The sequence below is a fragment of the Deinococcus peraridilitoris DSM 19664 genome (genome assembly GCF_000317835.1).
GTDB classification, from domain to species: Bacteria; Deinococcota; Deinococci; order Deinococcales; family Deinococcaceae; genus Deinococcus_A; species Deinococcus_A peraridilitoris.
The window spans coordinates 2,181,591-2,200,730 of the sequence record NC_019793.1; the positions used below are offsets into that span (position 1 = coordinate 2,181,591).

The window sequence follows — 19,140 nt, forward strand, 5'->3', positions numbered from 1 at the left end:
TGCACGATGAATTTTGCGTCGCTCTTGAGACGGTTCCCGTTGGATCTGCCACTCTTTGGCGCGCACTGCGGGCTGCATGTGCCACAATGCGTGCACCCAAAGCCAGGAGCGTGGAAAACTTGAGGCAGGACGCCAAATTGACGCGAGAAGGATACGAGCGCCTCGAGCGCGCGCTGCAACGTGAACAGGAACGGCTCGACGAAGCGAGGCGGGTGGTCCGTGAGCAGCTTGAGGCCAACGAAAACGAAAGCCTGGGGCTGGTTGAAGCCCAGCAGCACCTGATGACCATCGAGGTACGCATTGAGGAACTCGAAGACATCCTGGCGAGGTCCAGTGTCGTCACAGTGGACGAGGCAGCAGACGGCTGCGCCCTGGGGGCCACGGTGGTGCTGCTCGACCTGCAGGGCCAGCGTGAGATGCGCGTGCAGCTGGTCAGCGCCGCCGAGGCCTCGGTGCCGGGTGGAGCGGTACCGAAGATCAGCAGCAGCAGCCCGGTGGGTGTGCAGCTGCTGGGTCGCTCGGTGGGCGATTCGTTCGAGGTGGCCCTTGGTGCGCGCCGTGTTCACTACACCGTGAAAAGCATCGAATACGACGCCTGACTGCGGATGAAGGTGCACGGCTCAGGGCGAGCCGTGCCGGATGCTTTTTCGGGCTGGACAGCCATCGGTTGGCTTTGATCTCGAAAAATCCGGGAGAACCGGACTACACTGCGGCATGCTCGAAGCTACCAGCCAGACGTCGATTTTGCTGCTCACGATTCTGTACGCCATTCTCGGGCTGGCCCTGCTCATTCTGGGGTACTGGATCGTCGACCGCTTCACGCCCACCGATGCCCAGAAAAAGATCTTCGAAGAGGGGAACGTGGCCGTCGCCATTCTGATGGGCTCGTTCGTGCTGGGGCTGGCACTGGTCATCGCGGCCGCCATGACCGGCTGAAGTCAGACCTGTCCGGGCCGGCGTACGTCCGAAGACTGACCGTACCGTCCCGGAAAGACCCAAAATTTCCGGAAAACCGCGGTCCAGGAAAATTCGGGTCCGGACGGTCATGCCGGGCGCTCTCCACAACCATCGCTTGAAGTCACCGTTCAGCGCCCGGCCGCCGCAATTGCTGCCCTGCGGCCCACAATGCTGCGCCACAGCGGAAACACAGAAAACAAAAAAGCGGCCTTCGCCGCTGATGACAATAAATATAGCGCCCTATGCAACCAAAGTCAAATTATGCGTTTGAGATTCCTGCCCAGAGGAAGCGTGGATACATACAGGGCGAGAAAACAGCCTGTGGGCCGCAGTAGTGCGCAGGGAGGCCCGCTGCGGCGCAGACGGAGTTCCGGACTGCTGCCCGTGATATGCACACGTTCGCCGGGCCCTGACAAGTCCGCAGCGGACGCTTTGTCATGCGCGGCGCCCAAAGACCGTGACAGTGACGCCTGACAGCGCGACGACCAGCATGCCCGTGAGGGTCAGGGCATCGGGAAGCTGCCCGAAGACCAGCCACCCCAGCAGGCCCGCCCATACCAGCTGCAAGTAAGTGACGGGCGCCAGCAACGAAGCGGGCGCGTCCCGGAAGGCCAAGGTGAAGCACAGATGCCCCAATCCCCCTGTAACACCGAGGCTGAGCAGCAGGAGCGTGAGTTCCAGGGAAGGTGCCGGGCCGCTCCAGAACCAGGGAAGGAACAATAAGAAACTGACGGTTCCCAGAAGTGCGGACCAGTAGAGCTGGTTCGCAGTGCGCTCGGTGGTGCTGAGCAGGCGTGAGAGCAGTTGATAGGAGGCATTGAGCACTGCGGCCATCAGGATCAGCGCCACACCACCCGGGTGCAGGTCACCGCCGGGACGCGCGATCAGCAGCACGCCCGCGAATCCCACCACGACCGCCACGGCACGCGCCGTTCCGATGCGCTCTTGCAGCAGCGGGCGGGCAAGCAGCACCACCAGCAGGGGAGCGATGAACACGATGGAGGTGGCTTCGGCCAGGGGCAGCAACCGGAGGCCCGAAATCATCAGAAAGGTCAGCACGACGAGGCACATCGAACGCAGCACCACCAGACCGGTGCGCTGGGTGACCAGAATGCGGCGTCCCTGAAACGGTACGATCAGGGCGGTCATCAGCAGAAACTGCCCGGCGTAACGCACCCAGGCGATCAAGGGAACCGGGTAGTGCGTGGTCAGGTACTTGGCGGTCGCGTCGAGGCAGGCAAACAGCAGGAGTGCCAGCGCGAAGAACGCCACCCCGCGCAGAGGGCGTTGTGGTCCGCGGACAAGGGCCGTATGACGGGAGTGAGACAAGGAAATCCTGGAGGCAGAGGGAAAAGGCAGAGCGGAAGCTGAGGAGGCAGCGCCCACCGGGCACTGTGTTCTGTAGTGTATGGATTCTGTAGTGTATGGGTTCTGAAGAATATGGCGTTCCGTTCGTATTGCCAGTCTTTACCGGCACTCTCACCTGCTCATCACCGTGCGTCAGGCGCGGTGCGGCAGCATGGAGTTCCATGATCACCTTGCCGTCGATTCTCCGCGCCCTCCTGTTGACTGCCCTGACGTCGTTCACGGGTGCGCTTGCCGCCGCCACGCCGGCCCAGGTCGAAGGCGCCGCCGTGGCGGCAGCCCGCGCGGTGGACGGCACCATCGTGGCGTGTCCCGAAACCTTTCGGAACTTTACCGAGAGTCGGCGGTGTGTGCGTGTTCCCGGAGAACCCGAAGAAATCAAGGCGCGCCTGAACCGCAGTCTCGGTGCCGCGCTCGTGTCGGCTTGGCGCGCGCAGAGCAATCCGATCTACTCGTATAACTACCTGCGCAGTGCCGGTGAGTTTGTCGGCATTGTCGCCGGGCCCGCGGCACGTGACGGCAAATCGACGCTGCTGGTGTTCGACGCCGTGCCGGACCGCGCCGACCTGCGACGCGACGAGGAAAGCGTCCGGATCGTGCCGCAACCCCGTGAGGAATCGCAGGCGTCCACTCCGGCGCCTGGAACCGTGACGCCGTCAGCGTCCCCCTCGGGTTCGTCGCCCGCCCAACCGGGAGCTTCCACCGGTGCGGCCAACCGGGAGACGCCGGGAGCAGCAGCGGGAGCGGGAACCGTTCCGGCGGCGAGGGCGGCTTCGCCACGCCTGACATTCGCGCGCCCGCTCGTCCTGCGCGAGCCACGCCTGAACGGTGAGGACGTGCGGGCCGTGCAGAACCGCCTGATGGACGTGGCGGGCATGGCCCGCGGTGCCGGAGGTGACGGCTGGTACGGGCCGGTCACCTCGGCGACCGTGCGGGCCTTTCAGGCGGCCAACGCGCTGCCGGTCACCGGAATGGTCGACCGGACGACCTGGGAACGCCTGTTTTCGCCTGAAGCCCGTCCTTTTGACCCGAACGCGGTTCGCGCCCGGCCCTGAAGTCAGGTCTTCAGGCGCCTGATCCTGAAGGTTCATTCACCGACCTCCCGCCGTTGGCTGGGGTGGGCGTGATTCACTTGGCTGGGTCACGCGATCCGACCTAAAGTGGATCACGGCTTTTGGGCTGGCTCGCCGGGCACGCACATCCAACGGAGGAAGCTGATGACGATCTACCGCAGACTGGGCCGCAGCGGCCTGCACCTCTTTCCCATCGGTCTCGGCAGCATGCAGTTCGGCTGGACGGCCGACGAGCAGACCTCCCAGGACATCATGGACGCCTACTATGAGGCAGGCGGCAACTTCATCGACACCGCCGACATTTACACCACCTGGACGGACGGCAATCCCGGTGGCATTTCCGAGGAGATGATCGGACGCTGGATGAAGGCGCGCGGCAACCGCGACGACATCGTGGTCGCTACCAAAGTGCGCGGCGCGATGGGTGAGCGTGGCAGCCAGGGCCGAAAAAGTGTTCACCAACGTGAAGGCCTGTCGCGCCGCTGGATCATCAAGGCCTGCGAGGACAGCCTGCGACGCCTGCAGGTCGATCACATCGACCTCTACCAGGCCCACGCCATCGACAGCCAGACCCCCATCGAGGAGACGCTCGCGGCCTTCACGGAGCTGGTGCAGCGCGGCTACGTGCGCTATATCGGCTGCTCGAACTACAGCGCCTGGCGCCTGATGCACGCCCTGTGGGTCAGTGACCGCCAGGGACTGGAGTCTTTTGTCAGCATCCAGCCCGAGTACAGCCTGCTGTCACCGACCCGCGCCAACTTCGAGCGTGAACTGCAGCGTGTCGCCGTCGAATTTGGCCTGGGCATCGTGCCGTGGAGCCCGCTGGGCGGCGGCATGCTGACCGGCAAGTACAAGCGCGGCCAGCCTCTTCCGGAAAGCGTGCGCGCCGACGAGAACGCCGCACGACGCTTCAGCGACAAGAACTTCGACATCATCGAGATGCTCGAGACCGTCGCCGGACGACACAATGCCAAACCGGCCCAGGTGGCGCTCGCGTGGATGCTCGCGCAGCCGGCCATGACCTCGCCCATCATCGGCGCCAACAGTGTGGCGCAACTGCAGGAGCTGCTCGGCACCTTGCAGCTGCAGCTGAGCGCGCAGGACCTGGAAGACATCACGAAGGTCAGTGACTGGGAACGCGCGCGCACCGAACTGGAATACTGAGCCCGGAAGAAGCCACAAGAAGACGCTGTCCACACTGGACAGCGTCTTCTTGTGGAGGATCGCTCAGCGCGGCGGCAGCGCGCAGGAACCGTCCTCGCACCCGTCGGCGTCCTCGGCGGGCGTTGCAAGCAGCTGCAGCGGCTGCTGTTCCTGCCACACCTGCTGCAGGGCGCCGAGCAGCACGTCGGCGCTTTGCGCGCCGCTGACGCCGTATTTCTCGCCCAGCACAAAGAACGGCACACCGGAAATACCGTACGCATAAGCTTTCGCTTCGTCGGCGCGCACCGCGTCAGCGTGTGTCTGCTGCTCCAGGGCCGTGCGGACTTCGTCCTCTTCCAGGCCGACTTCCCCGGCGAGACGCACGAGGGTCGCGGTGTCACCGAGCTGCTCTCCTTCTGTCAGGTAGGCCCGAAAAAAGCGCTCTTTCATGGCGCCTTGCAGACCACGCTGCGCCGCGAGGTGCACCACCTGATGTGCCTGGAAGGTGTTGGTGATTTTGAGGTTATCGAAACGGAAATCGAGTCCCTCCTCGGCGGCGACTCCGGTCATGCGCTCCTGCATTTCCTGTGCTTTTTCGCTGGTCGTGCCGTACTTCACCGCGAGGTGCTCGCGGGCGCTCTGAGGGGTGCTGACCGGCGCGGAGGTGTCCAGTTCGAAACTGTGCCACACCACCTCCACCCGATCACGGTGCGCGAACTGCGCCAGCGCGGCTTCCAGGCGCCGTTTGCCAATGTAGCACCAGGGGCAGGCGATGTCCGACCACACGTCTACCTTGAGGCGCGGCTGGGTGGTTGTAGGAGAAAGAGCAGAAGTCATGCCCGCAGTCTGCGCGCCGCGCCGCGCTTTTTCTGTTACCCCTTCTGCAGTCTGCAGGAGTTGCACCCAGTTGCACCCGCGACCGAGCGAGGGGAGAAGTGGGCGCCGAACGGAGTGGGCAGGCGTCCTGCAGGGCGTCTTGCGCAGAACAGCCCTCAAAGCAATTGAGTTTGACGTCAAGAGGATGCCTTGTAGCGAAGCTGTCTTAAGTACCTCCCACTGAAGTTTTGGTGTTCTCCCAAAACGTGGGACGAGCGGAGGCGAGTAGACACTTAGGTGGGACGCAATGGTGTGTACGCGCCCTGCGGCGCTGGCAGGTGCAGGCGGACCGCCTGCATGAACGCCTTGATGTGCGGGAGACCTGCGCGTCCCGGGCGCACTGCCACCCCAAGATGGCGCGTGAGCGGTGCAGGCAAGGCCACCACGCGCAGTCCCGGGAGCAGCGGTTCAAAGGCCAAACGGGGCATCAACGTCACCCCCAGGCCATGTTCGACCATTTTGAGGATGACGCCGTCCTCCTCCACTTCACGGAGCTGCGTGGCCTGCACGTCATGCGCACGCAGGTACGCCTGCACGTGCCGGTGGCAGGTGTTGGCGCTGGGCGTGAGGATCAGGTGCGCCGTGCGGAGTTCCGCCCAGGTGAGTGGGGCCGCGCCTCGGCTGGCGGGCACCACCGCGTGGTACTCGTCGGCCAGCAGCGGCCACCACAGCAGCCCGTCACCGCTGGGCGCATCGATGAATCCGGCGTCCACCTGCCCGCTGCGGATCAGCTCCTGCCCGCCGGCTCCGTCGCTTTCCGAGTCCTGCACGTGAACCTGCAACGCGGGGTGCTTCTGGTTCAGCGCGAACAGCACCGGCGCGAGGATGTGCACGCCCAGGCTTCGGTGGGTGGCAATCCGGAGGGTGCCGCTCAGCGCGTCGTTCATGGCCACGGCCAGGTGCAGGTCGCTGATCGCCAGCAGGGCCACGCGGGCGTGCTCCATCGCGCGCTGCCCGGCAGGTGTGAGTGTGGTGCCGCCCGTGGTCCGCCGCAGCAGCGGCTGCCCCAGGATTTTTTCGAGCTTCGCGACGGCTTCACTCAGGCTGCTCTGCGAGACGTTCAGTTCCGCGGCGGCCTCGCTGAAGCTGCCGGCATCCGCCACCGCGACAAAGAACTTCAACTGGGCGAGGGTAGGTTGCGCGTTCATTCGTTCAGGTCACTGCTCCCCTCGTCGACATCGGCAGCACCGATACCAGGGCCCGGTCAAGGGGTGGCTGACGATAGAGCGCTCTCCCTTGAGCGGGTATCCTCCTGTGGGAGGGCACCCGGTGCGCCACACTCACGGTACCGCGAATCGGGACCCCGGTCGAGGACGCCACCGCGAACGCACAGCCGCACAGCCGCTCAGCGACCTCCGTGCCGCACACCTGCGTCATCGGCGGTCTTCACGCAGTCCACCTCATCCCGCAGCCCGTCGCCAGACGCCTTGGTCGCCTGCCACCCACCGCGTGTCATGCGGTGGTCACGCCGCACTCTCGAAGCGTCAACCCGCACTCGGGGTGCCCGGGCACCCCGAGTGCCTCTCCCGTCCCGCCTCATGCCGTTCCGAAGGAGTTCCATGCAAAATTCACCTGTCCAAGTCAGCATCGTCTACGCGTTCACCAACCGCGGCACCGGTGGGAACCCGGCGGGCGTCGTGCTGGACGCTGACCAGCTGACCCTGACCCAGAAACAGCAGGTTGCCGCGCAGGTTGGCCTGTCTGAGACTGCGTTTGTGTCGAGGTCCACCAGCGCCGACTTCAAGCTGGAGTTCTTCACGCCGAGCCGCCAGATCGCGCATTGCGGTCACGCCACCATCGCGACGTTCTCCCTGCTGGTGCAGAGGGGGAGGCTGATGTCAACGACCAGTTCCAAAGAAACCGTGGACGGGCGCCGTGAAATCCTGCTGGACGGGGACCGCGTGTACATGGAGCAGCGCGCTCCGCAGTACACTCCGCTCGAGCAGACCACCGTCACCCGGGCGGAAGTGCTGCAGGCCCTCAACGTGCGTGCCGAGGACCTGTTGATGGGCCATGATCCGATGGTGGTCAACACTGGGAATTCTTTCCTGCTGGTCCCGTTCAAGGCCGATGCCATCGTGCGGAGCATTCAAGCGGATCAGCAGCGGCTGCTGACGATCAGTGACGCCTTGGACCTGGTGGGCATCTACCCGTTTTCTCTGGAGGTCAGCGAGCCTGGCCGTCACGCGGCTGCCCGGATGTTCGGCCCCCGCTACGGCATTCCAGAAGAAGCCGCCACCGGGATGGCTGCAGGTCCGTTGGGCGCGTACCTTCACGATGTGCTGGGTCTGAAGGCCACCCCGTTGCTGATTGAGCAGGGCGGCCACATGTCACCCCCTTCGCTGAGTGAACTCGAAGTCCGACTCCAGACGGACGAAGGAGGCGTGCGCAGCCTGATGGTTGGCGGATGGGCACGTGAAGCGGACGTCATCCAGGTCGAGGTGAACTAACTGCGCTGCACAAAACCTCACCGGGCGGCTGCTTGTTCGGATCATTACATTATTTCAAGGATGGTGACAGCAAGCCGACATTCATTGCGAACGACCCGAAATTCCTTGGTCCTCGGCTGCTGGTCGCCGGCATTCAGGGTCGCACTGCTGGACGTAGTGAGGGCTTGCGCGCGTCCGTTTTGCCCAAGACAGTGAGGGGACCCAGCAACGGGGTTGCAGCAAAGCAGGAGCACCCGAGTGTGGTTCTCGGGCGCTCCGAAAGAACGCGGGTTCGTATTATCCGCAGCGAAACGGAATCGGGATGGGGCCGCAGCAGCACACGCCCCGAGTGGTCACGCCACTTCGGCCCGGCAGCCAGGCCGAGCGACCCGGCGCGCCACGCAGGTGAGCGTACGCCGAGCGGCACGCGGCAAAACGGGTCTGAATCTCGCTCCATCCGTCCTGCAGGCCACGCTGCTCGATGATGTCACGCACCGCCTGAGAACACGAGGGCCCGCCGAAGAAGGCGGCGTGCGCACAACGAAAGCCCTTGTAGGGGGAAAGGTAGCGTCTGTAGCCGTCGATGCCTGCCAGTGCGAAGCGGTTCGTGTTCATGGAGTCCTCGTCCTGATCCTCACCTGTGGCCGTGGCGCGAACTTGAGTGCTCTGTAAAACATTATTGGCCGGGTGCAGAGCCCGGCTTAACCTCTCTGCTGCGCCTCAGGTGATGCTCAGGCAGGACTCCGACAGGTTTGCTCCAATTGGGCTTGGAAGGTGTGAGGCCAGAAGTACCTCTCGCTTCCTGTGCAGGCTCCCGGCGTCTACCGGGAGCTTTTTTCATGGCGAGTGCAAAAGCTGAGGCCCAGCCGTGCGGGCGCTCTGCCCCTTTTGACAGACGGGTCATGGGAGTGCCACAAGCCGGCGGTAAGGTGAGTGAGGTTGTTCGGGGGCGAGGCACTTTTGGTGCCCTCTGGAACGACATCTGCAACTCTTCGGACGCAGCCTGCCGTCAGGTGGCGTACTTTCCGGCACCAGTGGCAGCCTTTCCTGGACGCTCTACGGTCCCGGACAGCTGCAGGGACTGAGCAACGATGCCCGAGCCACGCTGCAGGTTTCTGCACCCGAAGGTGCCCGCGTGGTAGGCGCCAAATACGAGAACCGGACGGCCATTCTGGCGTACCGTGCCGACGTTACCCTGCAAGGCGCTTTTGCCCAGCACGACCGTGAACTCACCCGGCAAGGCTTTCGGCGCACCTCGCAGACCAGCAGTGGGAACGAAGAAGTGCGCGGACAGTACCAGCGCGAAGACGGCATGGTCGCTCTGCATGTGCAGCGTCAGGACAACAACGTCTTTCGTGCCGAATTCGATTTGAGTCAAGCAGGACGCGCCGCTCAAGGTGGCAACCAGAATCCGGTGGCCGCAACGCAGAACGCCCGGACTGCGCTGTGCTTGTCCGAGGCTGGGAAGCCTCCGGCTCTTGTTCTCAAGGTCCCTTCAGCTGATTTGCAGCGCCACGAAGATGCATGCGGTAGGTTCGACGTATGTCGCTGCGTATGTCACCGCGCCTTCGTGCCCCTGCAGCCGCGTTGGTGGCCCTGACCGTACTGGCCGGCGTTGGAGTCCGCGGCGCCTACACCTTTGGAGTTGTTCACCATCAATTGAAGTTGCCCTGGCTGCAAAAAAGATTGCGGGTCGTGCAGCTGAGTGATCTGCATTTCGGGCGGTTTATCCGGGCAGCTTCCGTGGACGCCTGGGTGAAGGCCGTGCTGGCGCAGCAGCCGGACCTGATCGTGATTACGGGTGACTTCGTGGATTCCCGTGTCGGTGATGGCCGCCCGGCCCTGCTGCGCGCCCTGAAGCAACTCAGTGCCCCGCTGGGTGTGTGGGGTGTGTGGGGCAACCATGACCACCTGCGCCTGCGTGAGCGCCTGGGGGATTTCGAAAGGCAGTTGCGGAAGGTGGGCGTGCAACTGCTCGTCAACACTGGAATCCAGCTGCGTCCGGACTTTTTCCTCGCGGGCGTCGATGATTACCTGCAGGGAACGCCGGATGTACCTGCAGCGTTGCGCAAACGGTCACCGGGCAGCGCGACCGTACTGCTGTCACATCATCCGGACGTGCTGCCCACGGTCCCGCAGGATGTCACGTTGAGTCTGAGTGGGCATACGCACGGCGGTCAGCTGAAGTTTCCGGGGTTGCGTTGGCTGTACCGCTGGACACCCATTGGAGCGTTGTGCCTGGAGGGCTTCGTTCACGCGCCAGCACTGGGATACGTGTCGCGTGGCCTTGGTGTGACGTGGGTTCCCATGAGAATTGGCAGTCCCGCCGAACTGAGTGTCTTCGATTTGCAGCCGCTCGAAGGGCGCCCGACCTGCCCTCAGGAGGAACGGCGTGGGGTGGTTTCCAGCGAAGCGTCCTCTTCACCGGTCATCACCGAGATGGTTCCGCCGGATTCCAGCACGGCCAGCCGGACGTTCTCGATCGACTGAACGCCTTTGTTGCGCAACTGCTGCTCGAGCGACTGGTGTGAAACGCGTACCTTGCGCATGGCCTGTTCGTTGATCTCACCGCGTTCGATCAGCACGACCGGTGGATTGTCGACCACATCGTGCACGCGGCGCGAGTGGGCACTGACCCAGGAGGTCGCCCATTGCAGCACCGCGAGGGCCAGCAGCGACAGGGCGCCCTCGATGAGGTTCTGGCCCAGAATGGACGACGCGACCAGCGAACCGGCGGCGATGTTGATCAGAAAGTCATACGACGTGAACGACGCGAAGGTGCGCGCGCCGAACGTACGCGCCAGCACAATCACAAAAGCAAACAGCAGCGTGGTCGAAAGAACGACGCGCACCACGAATTCTGGCGTCCAGCCTTCCTGAGGTGTCAGAATTTCCCGTAGAACCTGAAGCACTACATCCATGTCGACCCCCAAAGGTACCAAAAAGAGAATTCACTGCCGATAACCCGCGTCCCCGTTCAGCGTGCCTGTTTCCGTGGCCCGCGTGAAGCGCTCGCTTGGTTGAGCGCGGCCAGAAAGCGGGTATATCTCTCTTCAATGTCGTGCTGATCGGCGCTCAGCTGCGCTCCCTGCATTCCTGCCGTTCGTGCGAGGCTGGCGTGCCGGTGCAGTGTCGACTGCTCCCGTGAATCCCCGAACTGCTCGATGGCGACGGCAAGGACTTCAAGCAGTCGGATCATCACTGCGGGATGCGAAGCGCCATTCTGGCGGATCTGATGAAACATCGCGTCCGTCAGTCCATCGAAATCGGTCACCGGAATCACCACACGGATTTTGCGGTTACAAAAGTGCACGGCTGGAGGCGGCACTTTCTCGGCCACACGACACAACGCGTTTCCCAGGTGGTCAAGAACCGTGAGAACCGTGAAGGGATCGTTGATGCCCGGCGAGAGAGCACGGACGGCAACCTCCACCAGCTGCCGTACGGCCAACTCGACGTCCTGCGGTGATGTGCGCCGGGTCCCGACGACAAGGGTCTGAAGAAGTTCGTCGCGCGCTACGGCCTGTGGGTAGATCTGGGCGATGGGCGCCCCGTGGAACACGAAACTTCCCGGACGCACCAGCAGACGGACGATCACGTCATGACGCACTGAAAGCTTCAGCAGCGCGCCGACGTCCACGGTCTGCAGGTACCCACCGTGCTCTGCACGGAGAATCGTGGCACGTTCGTCGAAATCTTGTGGGAGGGATTCGTCTCGCCGGTCGGCAGTCTGCTGCGCTGACCGTGCAACGAAGTGCCGTGAAATGGAGCGTTCCAAATCCTGCGAAACCAGCTGGATGACCCGGCTGACGTTGATGCCACTGGAAATATGATGGATGAAGTAAATCAGGACGCCGAGACTGCTCAGGGTGAGCACCAACCCCAGGGTGACGGCCAGGTGCGGAACAAACTCGTTTTCCGTGCTGCGCACCGTGCGCAGCACCAGCAGCGCGAAGGTGAAGGTCCCGATGAACGTGCCGAGCGCTGCCTGATTTCCCCGGTCCCGGGTGAAGTGCTCCAGCAAGCGCGGACCCATCTGGTTGGAGGCGAGTGACAGCGCCGCGATGGTGATCGAGAAGACCGTTCCCGCCACCCCGATCAGCGAACCCGCGATGGCCGCGAGCATGGCGCGCGCACCTTCTGCGCTGCCACCGTACAGCCAGCCCAGACCATCGAGGTCATTGACTTCGAAGCGCTCGTCAATGTTCACGACCAGCTCGGCCAGGGCCATGGAGCCTAAGGTCATCATGGCAGGCAGGAACCAGAAGCTGTCCCGCACGCGTGCCCAGGCCTGACCGAGCTGAAGGTTCAAGGCTGCTCCTTGTCAACGCGCTCCTTGTCGCTGCGTCGTGGGATCCAGCGCGCACCCGGCACGTCACCCTGACCTCTCGGCCAGCCTTCCCGTTGCCGGGCGCGGTCTCCATCGGTCGTTTCGGTCTGGTCATGCAGCAGCACCTGCCGGGTCGGGAAGGGCAGATCGATGCCATGCGCGAGCAGCGCTTCTTTCAGCTTATGCAGCACCTCGTCCTGGGTGTCCAGCGCGTCCTTGCGCAACGGGGGGTCAATCCACCAGCGCACCCGCAGATTCACGCTGCTCTCCGCGAGGTCCACCACCAGCACTTCCGGCACAGGGTCCGTGCGGATCGAAGTCACTCCCTGCAGGGTTTCCAGAATCACCTGTTTGGCCATGTCGATGTCATCGCCGTAGCCGATGCCCACGTCGTACTGCAGGCGGCGTTTGTCATAGGCGGTGTTCACGGTGACGGTGTTGGTGAAGAGATCCGCGTTGGGAATGACCACCTGCCGGTTGTCGTAGGTGCGAATCAGGGTGGCGCGTACCTGAATGTCCTCGACGGTGCCCTCCGAACCGCTCACGATGATCTGGTCCCCAATCCGGAAGGGACGGGTGAGCAGAATCAGGATGCCCGCCAGCAGGTTCTGCAGGATGTCACGAAAGGCGAAGCCGATGGCGACGCCGCCCACGCCCAGCAGACTGAAGAGGCTGGCAGGTGTGACAGAAGGAAAGATGATGGTCAGCGCCACCAGCACGCCCAGCACGGTCAGCGCGGCCGAGGCGAGGCGCCCGAAGAGCAGCGCGAGGTCCCGCTCGTATCCTCGGGTGGCCCAGATGCGCTGGATGAGCGTGCGGACGACGCGCGCGGCAAACCAGAAGATCAGCACGACGACCAGCCCGATGGCGACATTGGGCAGCGCGGCCATCAGGTCACGTCCGATGTTCTGAATGCGCTCGACCGCGGCATTCACGCCCGTGCTCACGAACCTCCTCGGAACCTGTCGAATTTCATCATGCTTCAGCCTCGGAAAAGCCGCAGGCTGATTGTGCAGAGAAACGTCAATGCTTCCTGAGATTTGCGAGAACCCGCGACCTGCGAGAAGTCGTGGCGCTCTGCAGGGCGCCAAAGGCGTATCCCAGGTTCCCCGGCGTGACTGTCCATAAGGTCAATGCCGTGGGCTTTGGACGCCTTCTTGCGCCGCTGTCTGCCGTCCGTACCACTTGACGAAGGGCGTGGCCGAGAGGCCGTGCGCCACGATCGAGGCCAGGATGACCAGGCTGCTCACGACCCATACGACCGGCTCCTGGGTTTTTCGCAAGGCCAGCATCGCGTAGAACATCGCCGACACCCCGACCGGCCCGAACCATCCCAGGAACAGCAGATCCCGCCTGCGTGGCAGTTGTGGCAAGGCTCGCCTCGCCAGGAACACGAACGGCAGGCGTCGAAAGAGCAACACGCCCAGACCGAGCACCAGCAGCGGCCAGCCCAGGTCAAGCCATTCCTGTACGGGGGCCATCAAGCCGAACAAGGTAAATATCGGCAGGGAAAAGAATTGATTCACCGATTCCTGCACTTTGTGTTCCTGGGCACGCTCCCCACCACCGACCACCTGATCGAAGGCGATACCTGCGACGAACACAGCCAGCACACCGTTTGTGCCGAGCAGTTTCGCGCCGCCCAACACCAGCAGTGCCAGCGCGATGGTGGTCGAAAGAAACGATGGCTGTTCGATCAGCCGGCGGTGTTCGCACCATTCCAACAGACGACCGGCCCCGTAACCTGCGGCGATCCCCACCATCACGCCCCCGATGATCTCCCTGACCAGCGTCATGCTCAACCAGTGCTCCAGTGCCGTACCCGTCGAATTGAGCAGCAGCAGTATCGGCAGCAGCACCAGCAGGTAGGCCAGCCCGTCGTTGATGCCCGACTCGGCAGAAAGCAGATGCCGATCGTCATCCGGCAAGGTGTCTTTGGCCGCCTCACCCGACACGAGAGAAGAAGCCACCACCGGGTCGGTCGGCGTGATCACCGCGCCGATCAGGAGGGCCAGCAGAATCGGCACGTCAAGCAGCAGGTACGTCAGCAGACCACTGGCGATCCACATGAGCGGCATGACCAGGCCCAGCAGTACCAACAGCGCGCGCCAGTGACGTTTCAAGTAAGCGCGCGGCAGACGGAGGGCCACGGCCATCAGTCCGATGGCCAGCGTAAGGCGCGCTGCTTCTTCCAAAATGGTTTCCTGGTGCCCCCACTCGGCCGGGTCGAGGACGTTCAGCCCTGGACCGAGCAGCAGACCAAGCAGCAGCGCCAGGAGGGGCAGGGACAGCACCGAGCGGTTCTTGATGTATGCCGAAAAGAATCCCAACAGCAGCACCAGACCACCCACGACGACGAGCGCGGCGTTCAGGGTGTCCATTTCGACGCTCCCGTCCCACTCCTGCCTGAAATGTTGCCCACACAAGTTGTTCCCACGCTTCAGCTTGTGTGGCACATCGAGGCCCATGTGTCAAGAAACCTCAATTTATCCTCAGCTTTCTCCGCAGCCAACCCATGTCCCCTTGAAGCTGTGCCCAATTCCGGTGACGCCGACCGCCTGCCGAACCTGCTCGGCGAACGGCGCATTTTGCTGCTGTTGGGTTTCGCGTGGCGGATTCCCTTGCGGCGGACCAGATCCTGACAGCGCAGTTTCCCTGGCCTGAGAACCATGCAGGTCTTCAGGCGATTCGCGGCCAGATTCCGAATTTTCTCTGCCCGGCTTGGCGGGCTACGAATCAACGCCTCAGCCTGGCGCTTTAGCTTCTAAGTAGTCCGCCCTGACCCACGTCCGCAAGTTGCCACGTCTTCGGAGGAACGCTTATGACCGTGAAATCCTGGCTGCTGAGTGCCGCGCTCACCCTGTCCGTCACCACCAGTGCGGCCCCGCCGCCCGCGAGCACGCTGGCCGGAGCGGTGCGTGCAGCTGCCGTGCCCGTCACGGACGATCCGCGCAGTTTCGATGCCCTGGTACAGCTCGCGCGGGGCGCGACGTACGTGCTGCTCGGTGAGGCCTCGCATGGAACGCATGAGTTTTACCACGCCCGTGCAGAAATCACCCGGCGCCTGATCAAGGAACACGGCTTCGACGCGGTGGTGATCGAAGGAGACTGGCCAGACGCGCAGCGGGTGAACCGTTTCGTGCGCGGTGAGGGCAGCGACCGCACTGCCGAACTCGCCCTGGGAAACTTCGAGCGTTTTCCGCGCTGGCTGTGGCGCAACACCGTCGTGCGCGACTTCACGACCTGGCTGCGGGCGCACAACGACGGACGCCAGAACACGGCGAGGGCCGGCTTTTACGGCATGGACCTCTACAGCCTGGCGAGCTCACGGCGCGAAGTGCTGCGTGCCTTCGAAACCCTCGATCCGGCCAGGGCCGAGCGCGTCCGGGCGCAGTACGCCTGTCTGGGCGCCTTTGGAGCCGATCTTCAGGACAACCGTGGTGCGCCCGCCACCGGGAATGCGCAGGCCTGCGAGCAGACCGTACAGAACGTGTTCACCGACCTGCAGCGCTTCGCAGACGAGCGGCGTGGACGCCCTGGCACGTCCGCTGAAGCACTGTTCGATCTGGTGCAGAACGCCCGGCTGGTCAAGAACGCCGTGGCCTACGAACGCACTGCCGGGAACATCTTCGGCGGGGCCTCGTCGTGGAACGTGCGCGATCAGCACATGTTCGAAACGCTCGAAGCCATCCGTACCCATCTTGGTAAGGACGCCCGGATCGTGGTATGGGCACATAATTCGCACCTCGGCGACGCGCGCGCCACCGAAATGGGGCGCGGGGGTGAATTGAACGTCGGGCAGCTGGTGCGCCAGCGCCACGGTCAGGCGGCGCTGCTGGTAGGTTTCACCACCCACACGGGCAGTGTGACTGCCGCGCAGGCGTGGGACGCCCCGGCGCAGCGCATGCAGGTGCGTCCCTCGCTGGAGGGCAGTTACGAACGTCTCTTCCACGACACGGGCCTGCCGAATTTTCTGCTCGATCTGCGCCGGGCTCCACAGGGGCTGCAGCAGGAACGGCTGGAGCGCGCGATCGGCGTGCAGTACCTGCCTGCCTCCGAGCGTCAGAGTCACTACTTCCGTGCGAATCTGCCCCGGCAATTTGACGCGGTGGTGCATTTCGATGAAACCCGTGCGCTGGAGCCGCTTGATCCTGCCGCGCGGTGAGCAAGGGCAGCAACCGGCGGTGCGAGAGGCTGCAAGAGGGCCGCAAGTTCGTTCCGCTCGTCTGCTGGCTGCCCTGCGGGGCTGATTGCATGTCGAAATGCCGCTCTGCAGGTTCGGCGCTTTATTGAGCTGTTACGACCTGGAAACGCTGAATTTTTCCTGTCGCCCTCACGGAGCTTGCACTGCCGTCACCCCGAGTGGCATCGTTGGCAGGCTCGCTGGCGCCCTGCCCATAGTGCCGACAAATGCTTGTGCTCCTTGTGCATCATCTGCCTGGGTACAGGGCACGCCCGGAGTTGGGCCTGGCTCACATCCTCTAAATATGCATTGACAGGAATATTCAATATGTGGAATACTTGACTCAGCATCAGAAGACGCGAGGAAAGGAGGAACCAACGCCATGAACACCGCGATCCTGAGCGCGCTGGCCGAACCTCACCGGCTCCACATCGTCGAACTGCTGGCCCGGCAGCCCTTGACCGTCGGTGAAATTGCTGCCCGGTTGCAGATGCGTCAACCACAGGCGTCCAAACACCTTCGCGTACTCAGCGATGCAGGTGTCGTCAAGGTCGAAGCCGTCGCCAACCGGCGTATCTGTACGCTGCGCCCGGAGCCTTTCCAGGAACTCGATCAGTGGTTGAACACCTACCGGCAGCTCTGGGACGACCGTTTCGACCGGCTCGACGAGTATCTGCAAGAACTTCAGCAAAGCCGCACGACAGATTCCGACGAAAAGTGAATCAACCCCACCAGGAGGCCTTCATGACCGGCAGCACCAGCAGCGCACCATTCCCAATGACCTCACGCGTCGAAGCAGGGAAAGAACTCATCCTCGAGCGTGTCTTTCGAGCTCCCCGTGAACTGGTGTTCGACGCTTTCTCGAAGGCCGAGCATCTCAGCAAATGGTGGGCACCCCGCGGCTGGGAAATTTCCCATTGCACCGTCGACTTTCACCCCGGAGGCCGGTGGCATTACTGCATGAAGTGCGTCGACGGCAGTCAAGGCGATTTCTACGGCATGGAATCGTGGGGTCTGGGCGTTTATCAGGAAATCGACGCTCCAGCGCGCATCGTGTACACCGATTATTTTTCGGACGCCGAGGCCAACATCAATGAGGCCCTGCCTCCGACCCGTTCGACGCTGACGTTCGAAACAGTCGAGGGTGGAACGAAAGTGGTCAACCGCGCCCTCTACAACTCCGAAGAAGCCTTGAAGACGGTCATGGATATGGGCATGCTCCAGGGCATCACTGAAACCTGGGACCACCTGGCGAGGTATCTGGAGTCCATGCACACCTGATGCTCCGCTTCGAGCGGTTGAGACAGGGTGCCCGTTCTTTCCCGTCGGGCTCAGCTTAAGGACCACACCTCAAAATGAACCGGAAGGGACCGCAGGCGGGTCATAAGGATGGGCCGATTTGGTCAGCCCTTTTGACCGAGAAAGAACGGCGTGCCCAAAACCGCTGTTGGGCACGCCGTTCTTTTGAGAATTTTGGTTCCCGACACAGAATTTCGTTTTCTTGCCGTAACCCTGTGGTCTCGTGCCGCATTGGGGCAGCGCGGAGAACAACTGTTCTGTTCTTCAGTGTAGTTGTCGCTGCTGGCTCGCGCTGGGAAGGCGGATGTAGGGAGGCAGGTCATCCTCGACCTTCAGTCGCACTGCCATCGACTTGATGGCCCGGACGGTTGGTTGCTCGGGTGGGGAGTCTGGGCCGGTGTGTTCAGCCCAGGACTGAACGGCACGTTGGGCATACCAGAGTAGTGTGAAGAGCAGCACCATCACGCTCATCACCTGAAATGTTGCGACTGCTGCGTCGGTCATTCCTCATTGTTCACACATGTCACCTGAAACTACTTCTTAAATATATGAATGAAGTTTTCATTGATGAGAAGTGCAGGCCCGACCGACACATCTTTTTGGTCTGCTGTGGCAGCACTTTTCCCATAATTTTGGTCAGGAAACGCGGGCGAACCTGCCGGCGTTTCAGATGAGGTCGGCCGGAATATCAGGAAAGCTGGTGAGGGGAAAGGTATCGACATTGGCCGAGCGTTGCTGTGCCAGCACACCGCCATCCACCACGACAAATTGCCCGGTGATGTACGCCGCGTCATCTGAGGCGAGAAAGGTCACGGCGCCCGTCAGGTCCTCGGCGACACCGTACCGGCCAAGCGGCACCACCCTCTCCCGTTCCCGCAGTACCTCGCCCGAAAGACCGTAGGTGTTGATGAAGCCGGGCACCACGCCGTTCACGCGAATTCCGTACGGTGCCAGATCGAGGGCCATGGCGCGCGTCATGGCCTCGATGCCCCCCTTGGTCGCGTCATACGCCACGTTCCCACGGTGAGCCCGCGTCGCACCGCCCGAGGACGTTGTGAGAATCACGCCCCGGCGGCGGCGGGCCATCGTGTGCGCCGCGCGATGCGAGCAGAGAAACACGCTTTTGAGATTCACGCGCTGCACGCGGTCCCACCACGCTTCGTCACCATCCAGAAAATGCCGCGCCTCGTCGATCAGGGCGGCGTTGTTGAGCAGCACATCGACTGGACCAAATTCGTTTTCAACCTGCGAGAACAAGGCTTCGACCTCCGCTCTGCTGGACACGTCAGCGGGAGCGGGCAGCGCCTCACCGCCTGCCGCGCGGATTTCTTCTGCGACCGTGTGGGCCGCGTCCTGCTTCACATCATTTACCACCACGCGCCCACCCTCGGCCGCGAAGCGCAGTGCGGCGGCACGGCCGATGCCTCCGCCTGCACCCGTAATAAACACGACTTTTCCCTGAAAACGTTGATTCATGCTGCTCCC

General features: G+C 63.1%; 20 protein-coding genes. 9 read left to right on the forward strand and 11 right to left on the reverse strand.

The genetic code is table 11. The features are described from left to right. Positions 1–86 precede the first annotated feature (86 nt). Both DEIPE_RS10695 and DEIPE_RS10700 read left to right on the forward strand, forming a co-directional pair. Positions 87–599 (forward strand): GreA/GreB family elongation factor, encoded by a 513-nt coding sequence (locus tag DEIPE_RS10695; protein WP_245557529.1) that lies wholly within the window; start codon positions 87–89, stop codon positions 597–599. Between the two features lie 115 nt (positions 600–714). Then, positions 715–936: a DUF350 domain-containing protein gene (locus tag DEIPE_RS10700; RefSeq protein WP_015235986.1), complete on the forward strand. Its 222-nt coding sequence runs from the start codon at positions 715–717 to the stop codon at positions 934–936. A 456-nt stretch (positions 937–1,392) separates the two neighbouring features. Here DEIPE_RS10700 and DEIPE_RS10705 read toward each other — a convergent pair whose 3' ends face one another. After that, the gene (locus DEIPE_RS10705; protein WP_015235987.1) at positions 1,393–2,286 is read right to left on the reverse strand and encodes a DMT family transporter; all 894 of its coding nucleotides are present in this window, start codon (positions 2,284–2,286) and stop codon (positions 1,393–1,395) included. Between the two features lie 200 nt (positions 2,287–2,486). Here DEIPE_RS10705 and DEIPE_RS10710 point away from each other — a divergent pair, with 200 nt between their 5' ends. Together DEIPE_RS10710 and DEIPE_RS10715 are read left to right on the forward strand one after the other, a co-directional pair. Beyond that, entirely contained in the window at positions 2,487–3,377 is an 891-nt protein-coding gene (locus DEIPE_RS10710) for a peptidoglycan-binding domain-containing protein (protein ID WP_015235988.1), read from the forward strand. Positions 3,378–3,539: 162 nt separating this feature from the next. After that, on the forward strand, positions 3,540–4,559 hold the full coding sequence (locus DEIPE_RS10715) for an aldo/keto reductase (protein ID WP_015235989.1): 1,020 nt from the start codon (positions 3,540–3,542) through the stop codon (positions 4,557–4,559). 63 nt (positions 4,560–4,622) lie between these two features. Here DEIPE_RS10715 and DEIPE_RS10720 read toward each other — a convergent pair whose 3' ends face one another. Next, a complete protein-coding gene (locus DEIPE_RS10720; RefSeq protein WP_052326687.1) occupies positions 4,623–5,375 on the reverse strand; it encodes a DsbA family oxidoreductase in 753 nt (250 codons plus the stop codon). 272 nt (positions 5,376–5,647) lie between these two features. Continuing rightward, the gene (locus DEIPE_RS10730) at positions 5,648–6,562 is read right to left on the reverse strand and encodes a LysR family transcriptional regulator (RefSeq protein ID WP_015235991.1); all 915 of its coding nucleotides are present in this window, start codon (positions 6,560–6,562) and stop codon (positions 5,648–5,650) included. Between the two features lie 411 nt (positions 6,563–6,973). Here DEIPE_RS10730 and DEIPE_RS10735 point away from each other — a divergent pair, with 411 nt between their 5' ends. Further along, entirely contained in the window at positions 6,974–7,864 is an 891-nt protein-coding gene (locus tag DEIPE_RS10735; protein WP_015235992.1) for a PhzF family phenazine biosynthesis protein, read from the forward strand. Between the two features lie 276 nt (positions 7,865–8,140). Here DEIPE_RS10735 and yidD read toward each other — a convergent pair whose 3' ends face one another. Both yidD and DEIPE_RS10745 read right to left on the reverse strand, forming a co-directional pair. Continuing rightward, a complete protein-coding gene (yidD, locus tag DEIPE_RS10740; protein WP_015235993.1) occupies positions 8,141–8,458 on the reverse strand; it encodes a membrane protein insertion efficiency factor YidD in 318 nt (105 codons plus the stop codon). Positions 8,459–8,852: 394 nt separating this feature from the next. Then, positions 8,853–9,221 carry a hypothetical protein gene (locus tag DEIPE_RS10745; RefSeq protein WP_041230841.1) on the reverse strand — a complete coding sequence of 123 codons (369 nt, stop codon included), beginning with the start codon at positions 9,219–9,221 and terminating at the stop codon, positions 8,853–8,855. A 164-nt stretch (positions 9,222–9,385) separates the two neighbouring features. Between DEIPE_RS10745 and DEIPE_RS10750 the strand changes: the two genes are divergently transcribed. After that, on the forward strand, positions 9,386–10,333 hold the full coding sequence (locus tag DEIPE_RS10750; RefSeq protein WP_015235995.1) for a metallophosphoesterase: 948 nt from the start codon (positions 9,386–9,388) through the stop codon (positions 10,331–10,333). On the opposite strand, the gene DEIPE_RS10755 is transcribed toward DEIPE_RS10750, so the two are convergent. The 4 genes from DEIPE_RS10755 to DEIPE_RS10770 all read right to left on the reverse strand — a co-directional run bounded on the left by DEIPE_RS10755 (position 10,222) and on the right by DEIPE_RS10770 (position 14,554). Then, positions 10,222–10,764, reverse strand: coding sequence for a DUF421 domain-containing protein (locus tag DEIPE_RS10755; RefSeq protein ID WP_015235996.1), 543 nt, complete (start codon positions 10,762–10,764; stop codon positions 10,222–10,224). The genes DEIPE_RS10750 and DEIPE_RS10755 overlap by 112 nt on opposite strands. Positions 10,765–10,820: 56 nt before the next feature. Next, positions 10,821–12,155, reverse strand: coding sequence for a DUF2254 domain-containing protein (locus tag DEIPE_RS10760; protein WP_015235997.1), 1,335 nt, complete (start codon positions 12,153–12,155; stop codon positions 10,821–10,823). After that, a complete protein-coding gene (locus DEIPE_RS10765) occupies positions 12,152–13,120 on the reverse strand; it encodes a mechanosensitive ion channel family protein (protein WP_015235998.1) in 969 nt (322 codons plus the stop codon). The genes DEIPE_RS10760 and DEIPE_RS10765 overlap by 4 nt, the downstream gene beginning before the upstream one ends. 183 nt (positions 13,121–13,303) lie before the next feature. Then, complete coding sequence (locus tag DEIPE_RS10770; RefSeq protein WP_041231418.1) at positions 13,304–14,554, reverse strand: cation:proton antiporter; 1,251 nt, start codon at positions 14,552–14,554, stop codon at positions 13,304–13,306. A gap of 440 nt (positions 14,555–14,994) precedes the next feature. On the opposite strand from DEIPE_RS10770, the gene DEIPE_RS10775 reads away from it, so the two are divergent. The 3 genes from DEIPE_RS10775 (at position 14,995) to DEIPE_RS10785 (ending at position 17,637) form a co-directional block, all read left to right on the forward strand. Beyond that, the gene (locus DEIPE_RS10775; protein ID WP_015236000.1) at positions 14,995–16,338 is read left to right on the forward strand and encodes an erythromycin esterase family protein; all 1,344 of its coding nucleotides are present in this window, start codon (positions 14,995–14,997) and stop codon (positions 16,336–16,338) included. A gap of 400 nt (positions 16,339–16,738) precedes the next feature. Continuing rightward, on the forward strand, positions 16,739–17,077 hold the full coding sequence (locus DEIPE_RS10780; protein WP_015236001.1) for an ArsR/SmtB family transcription factor: 339 nt from the start codon (positions 16,739–16,741) through the stop codon (positions 17,075–17,077). 23 nt (positions 17,078–17,100) lie between these two features. Beyond that, positions 17,101–17,637 carry an SRPBCC domain-containing protein gene (locus tag DEIPE_RS10785; protein WP_015236002.1) on the forward strand — a complete coding sequence of 179 codons (537 nt, stop codon included), beginning with the start codon at positions 17,101–17,103 and terminating at the stop codon, positions 17,635–17,637. Between the two features lie 282 nt (positions 17,638–17,919). Here DEIPE_RS10785 and DEIPE_RS10790 read toward each other — a convergent pair whose 3' ends face one another. Together DEIPE_RS10790 and DEIPE_RS10795 are read right to left on the reverse strand one after the other, a co-directional pair. Next, positions 17,920–18,159 (reverse strand): hypothetical protein, encoded by a 240-nt coding sequence (locus tag DEIPE_RS10790; protein ID WP_015236003.1) that lies wholly within the window; start codon positions 18,157–18,159, stop codon positions 17,920–17,922. Positions 18,160–18,321: 162 nt separating this feature from the next. Beyond that, positions 18,322–19,131, reverse strand: coding sequence for an SDR family NAD(P)-dependent oxidoreductase (locus tag DEIPE_RS10795; RefSeq protein ID WP_015236004.1), 810 nt, complete (start codon positions 19,129–19,131; stop codon positions 18,322–18,324). Between the last annotated feature and the right edge of the window lie 9 nt (positions 19,132–19,140).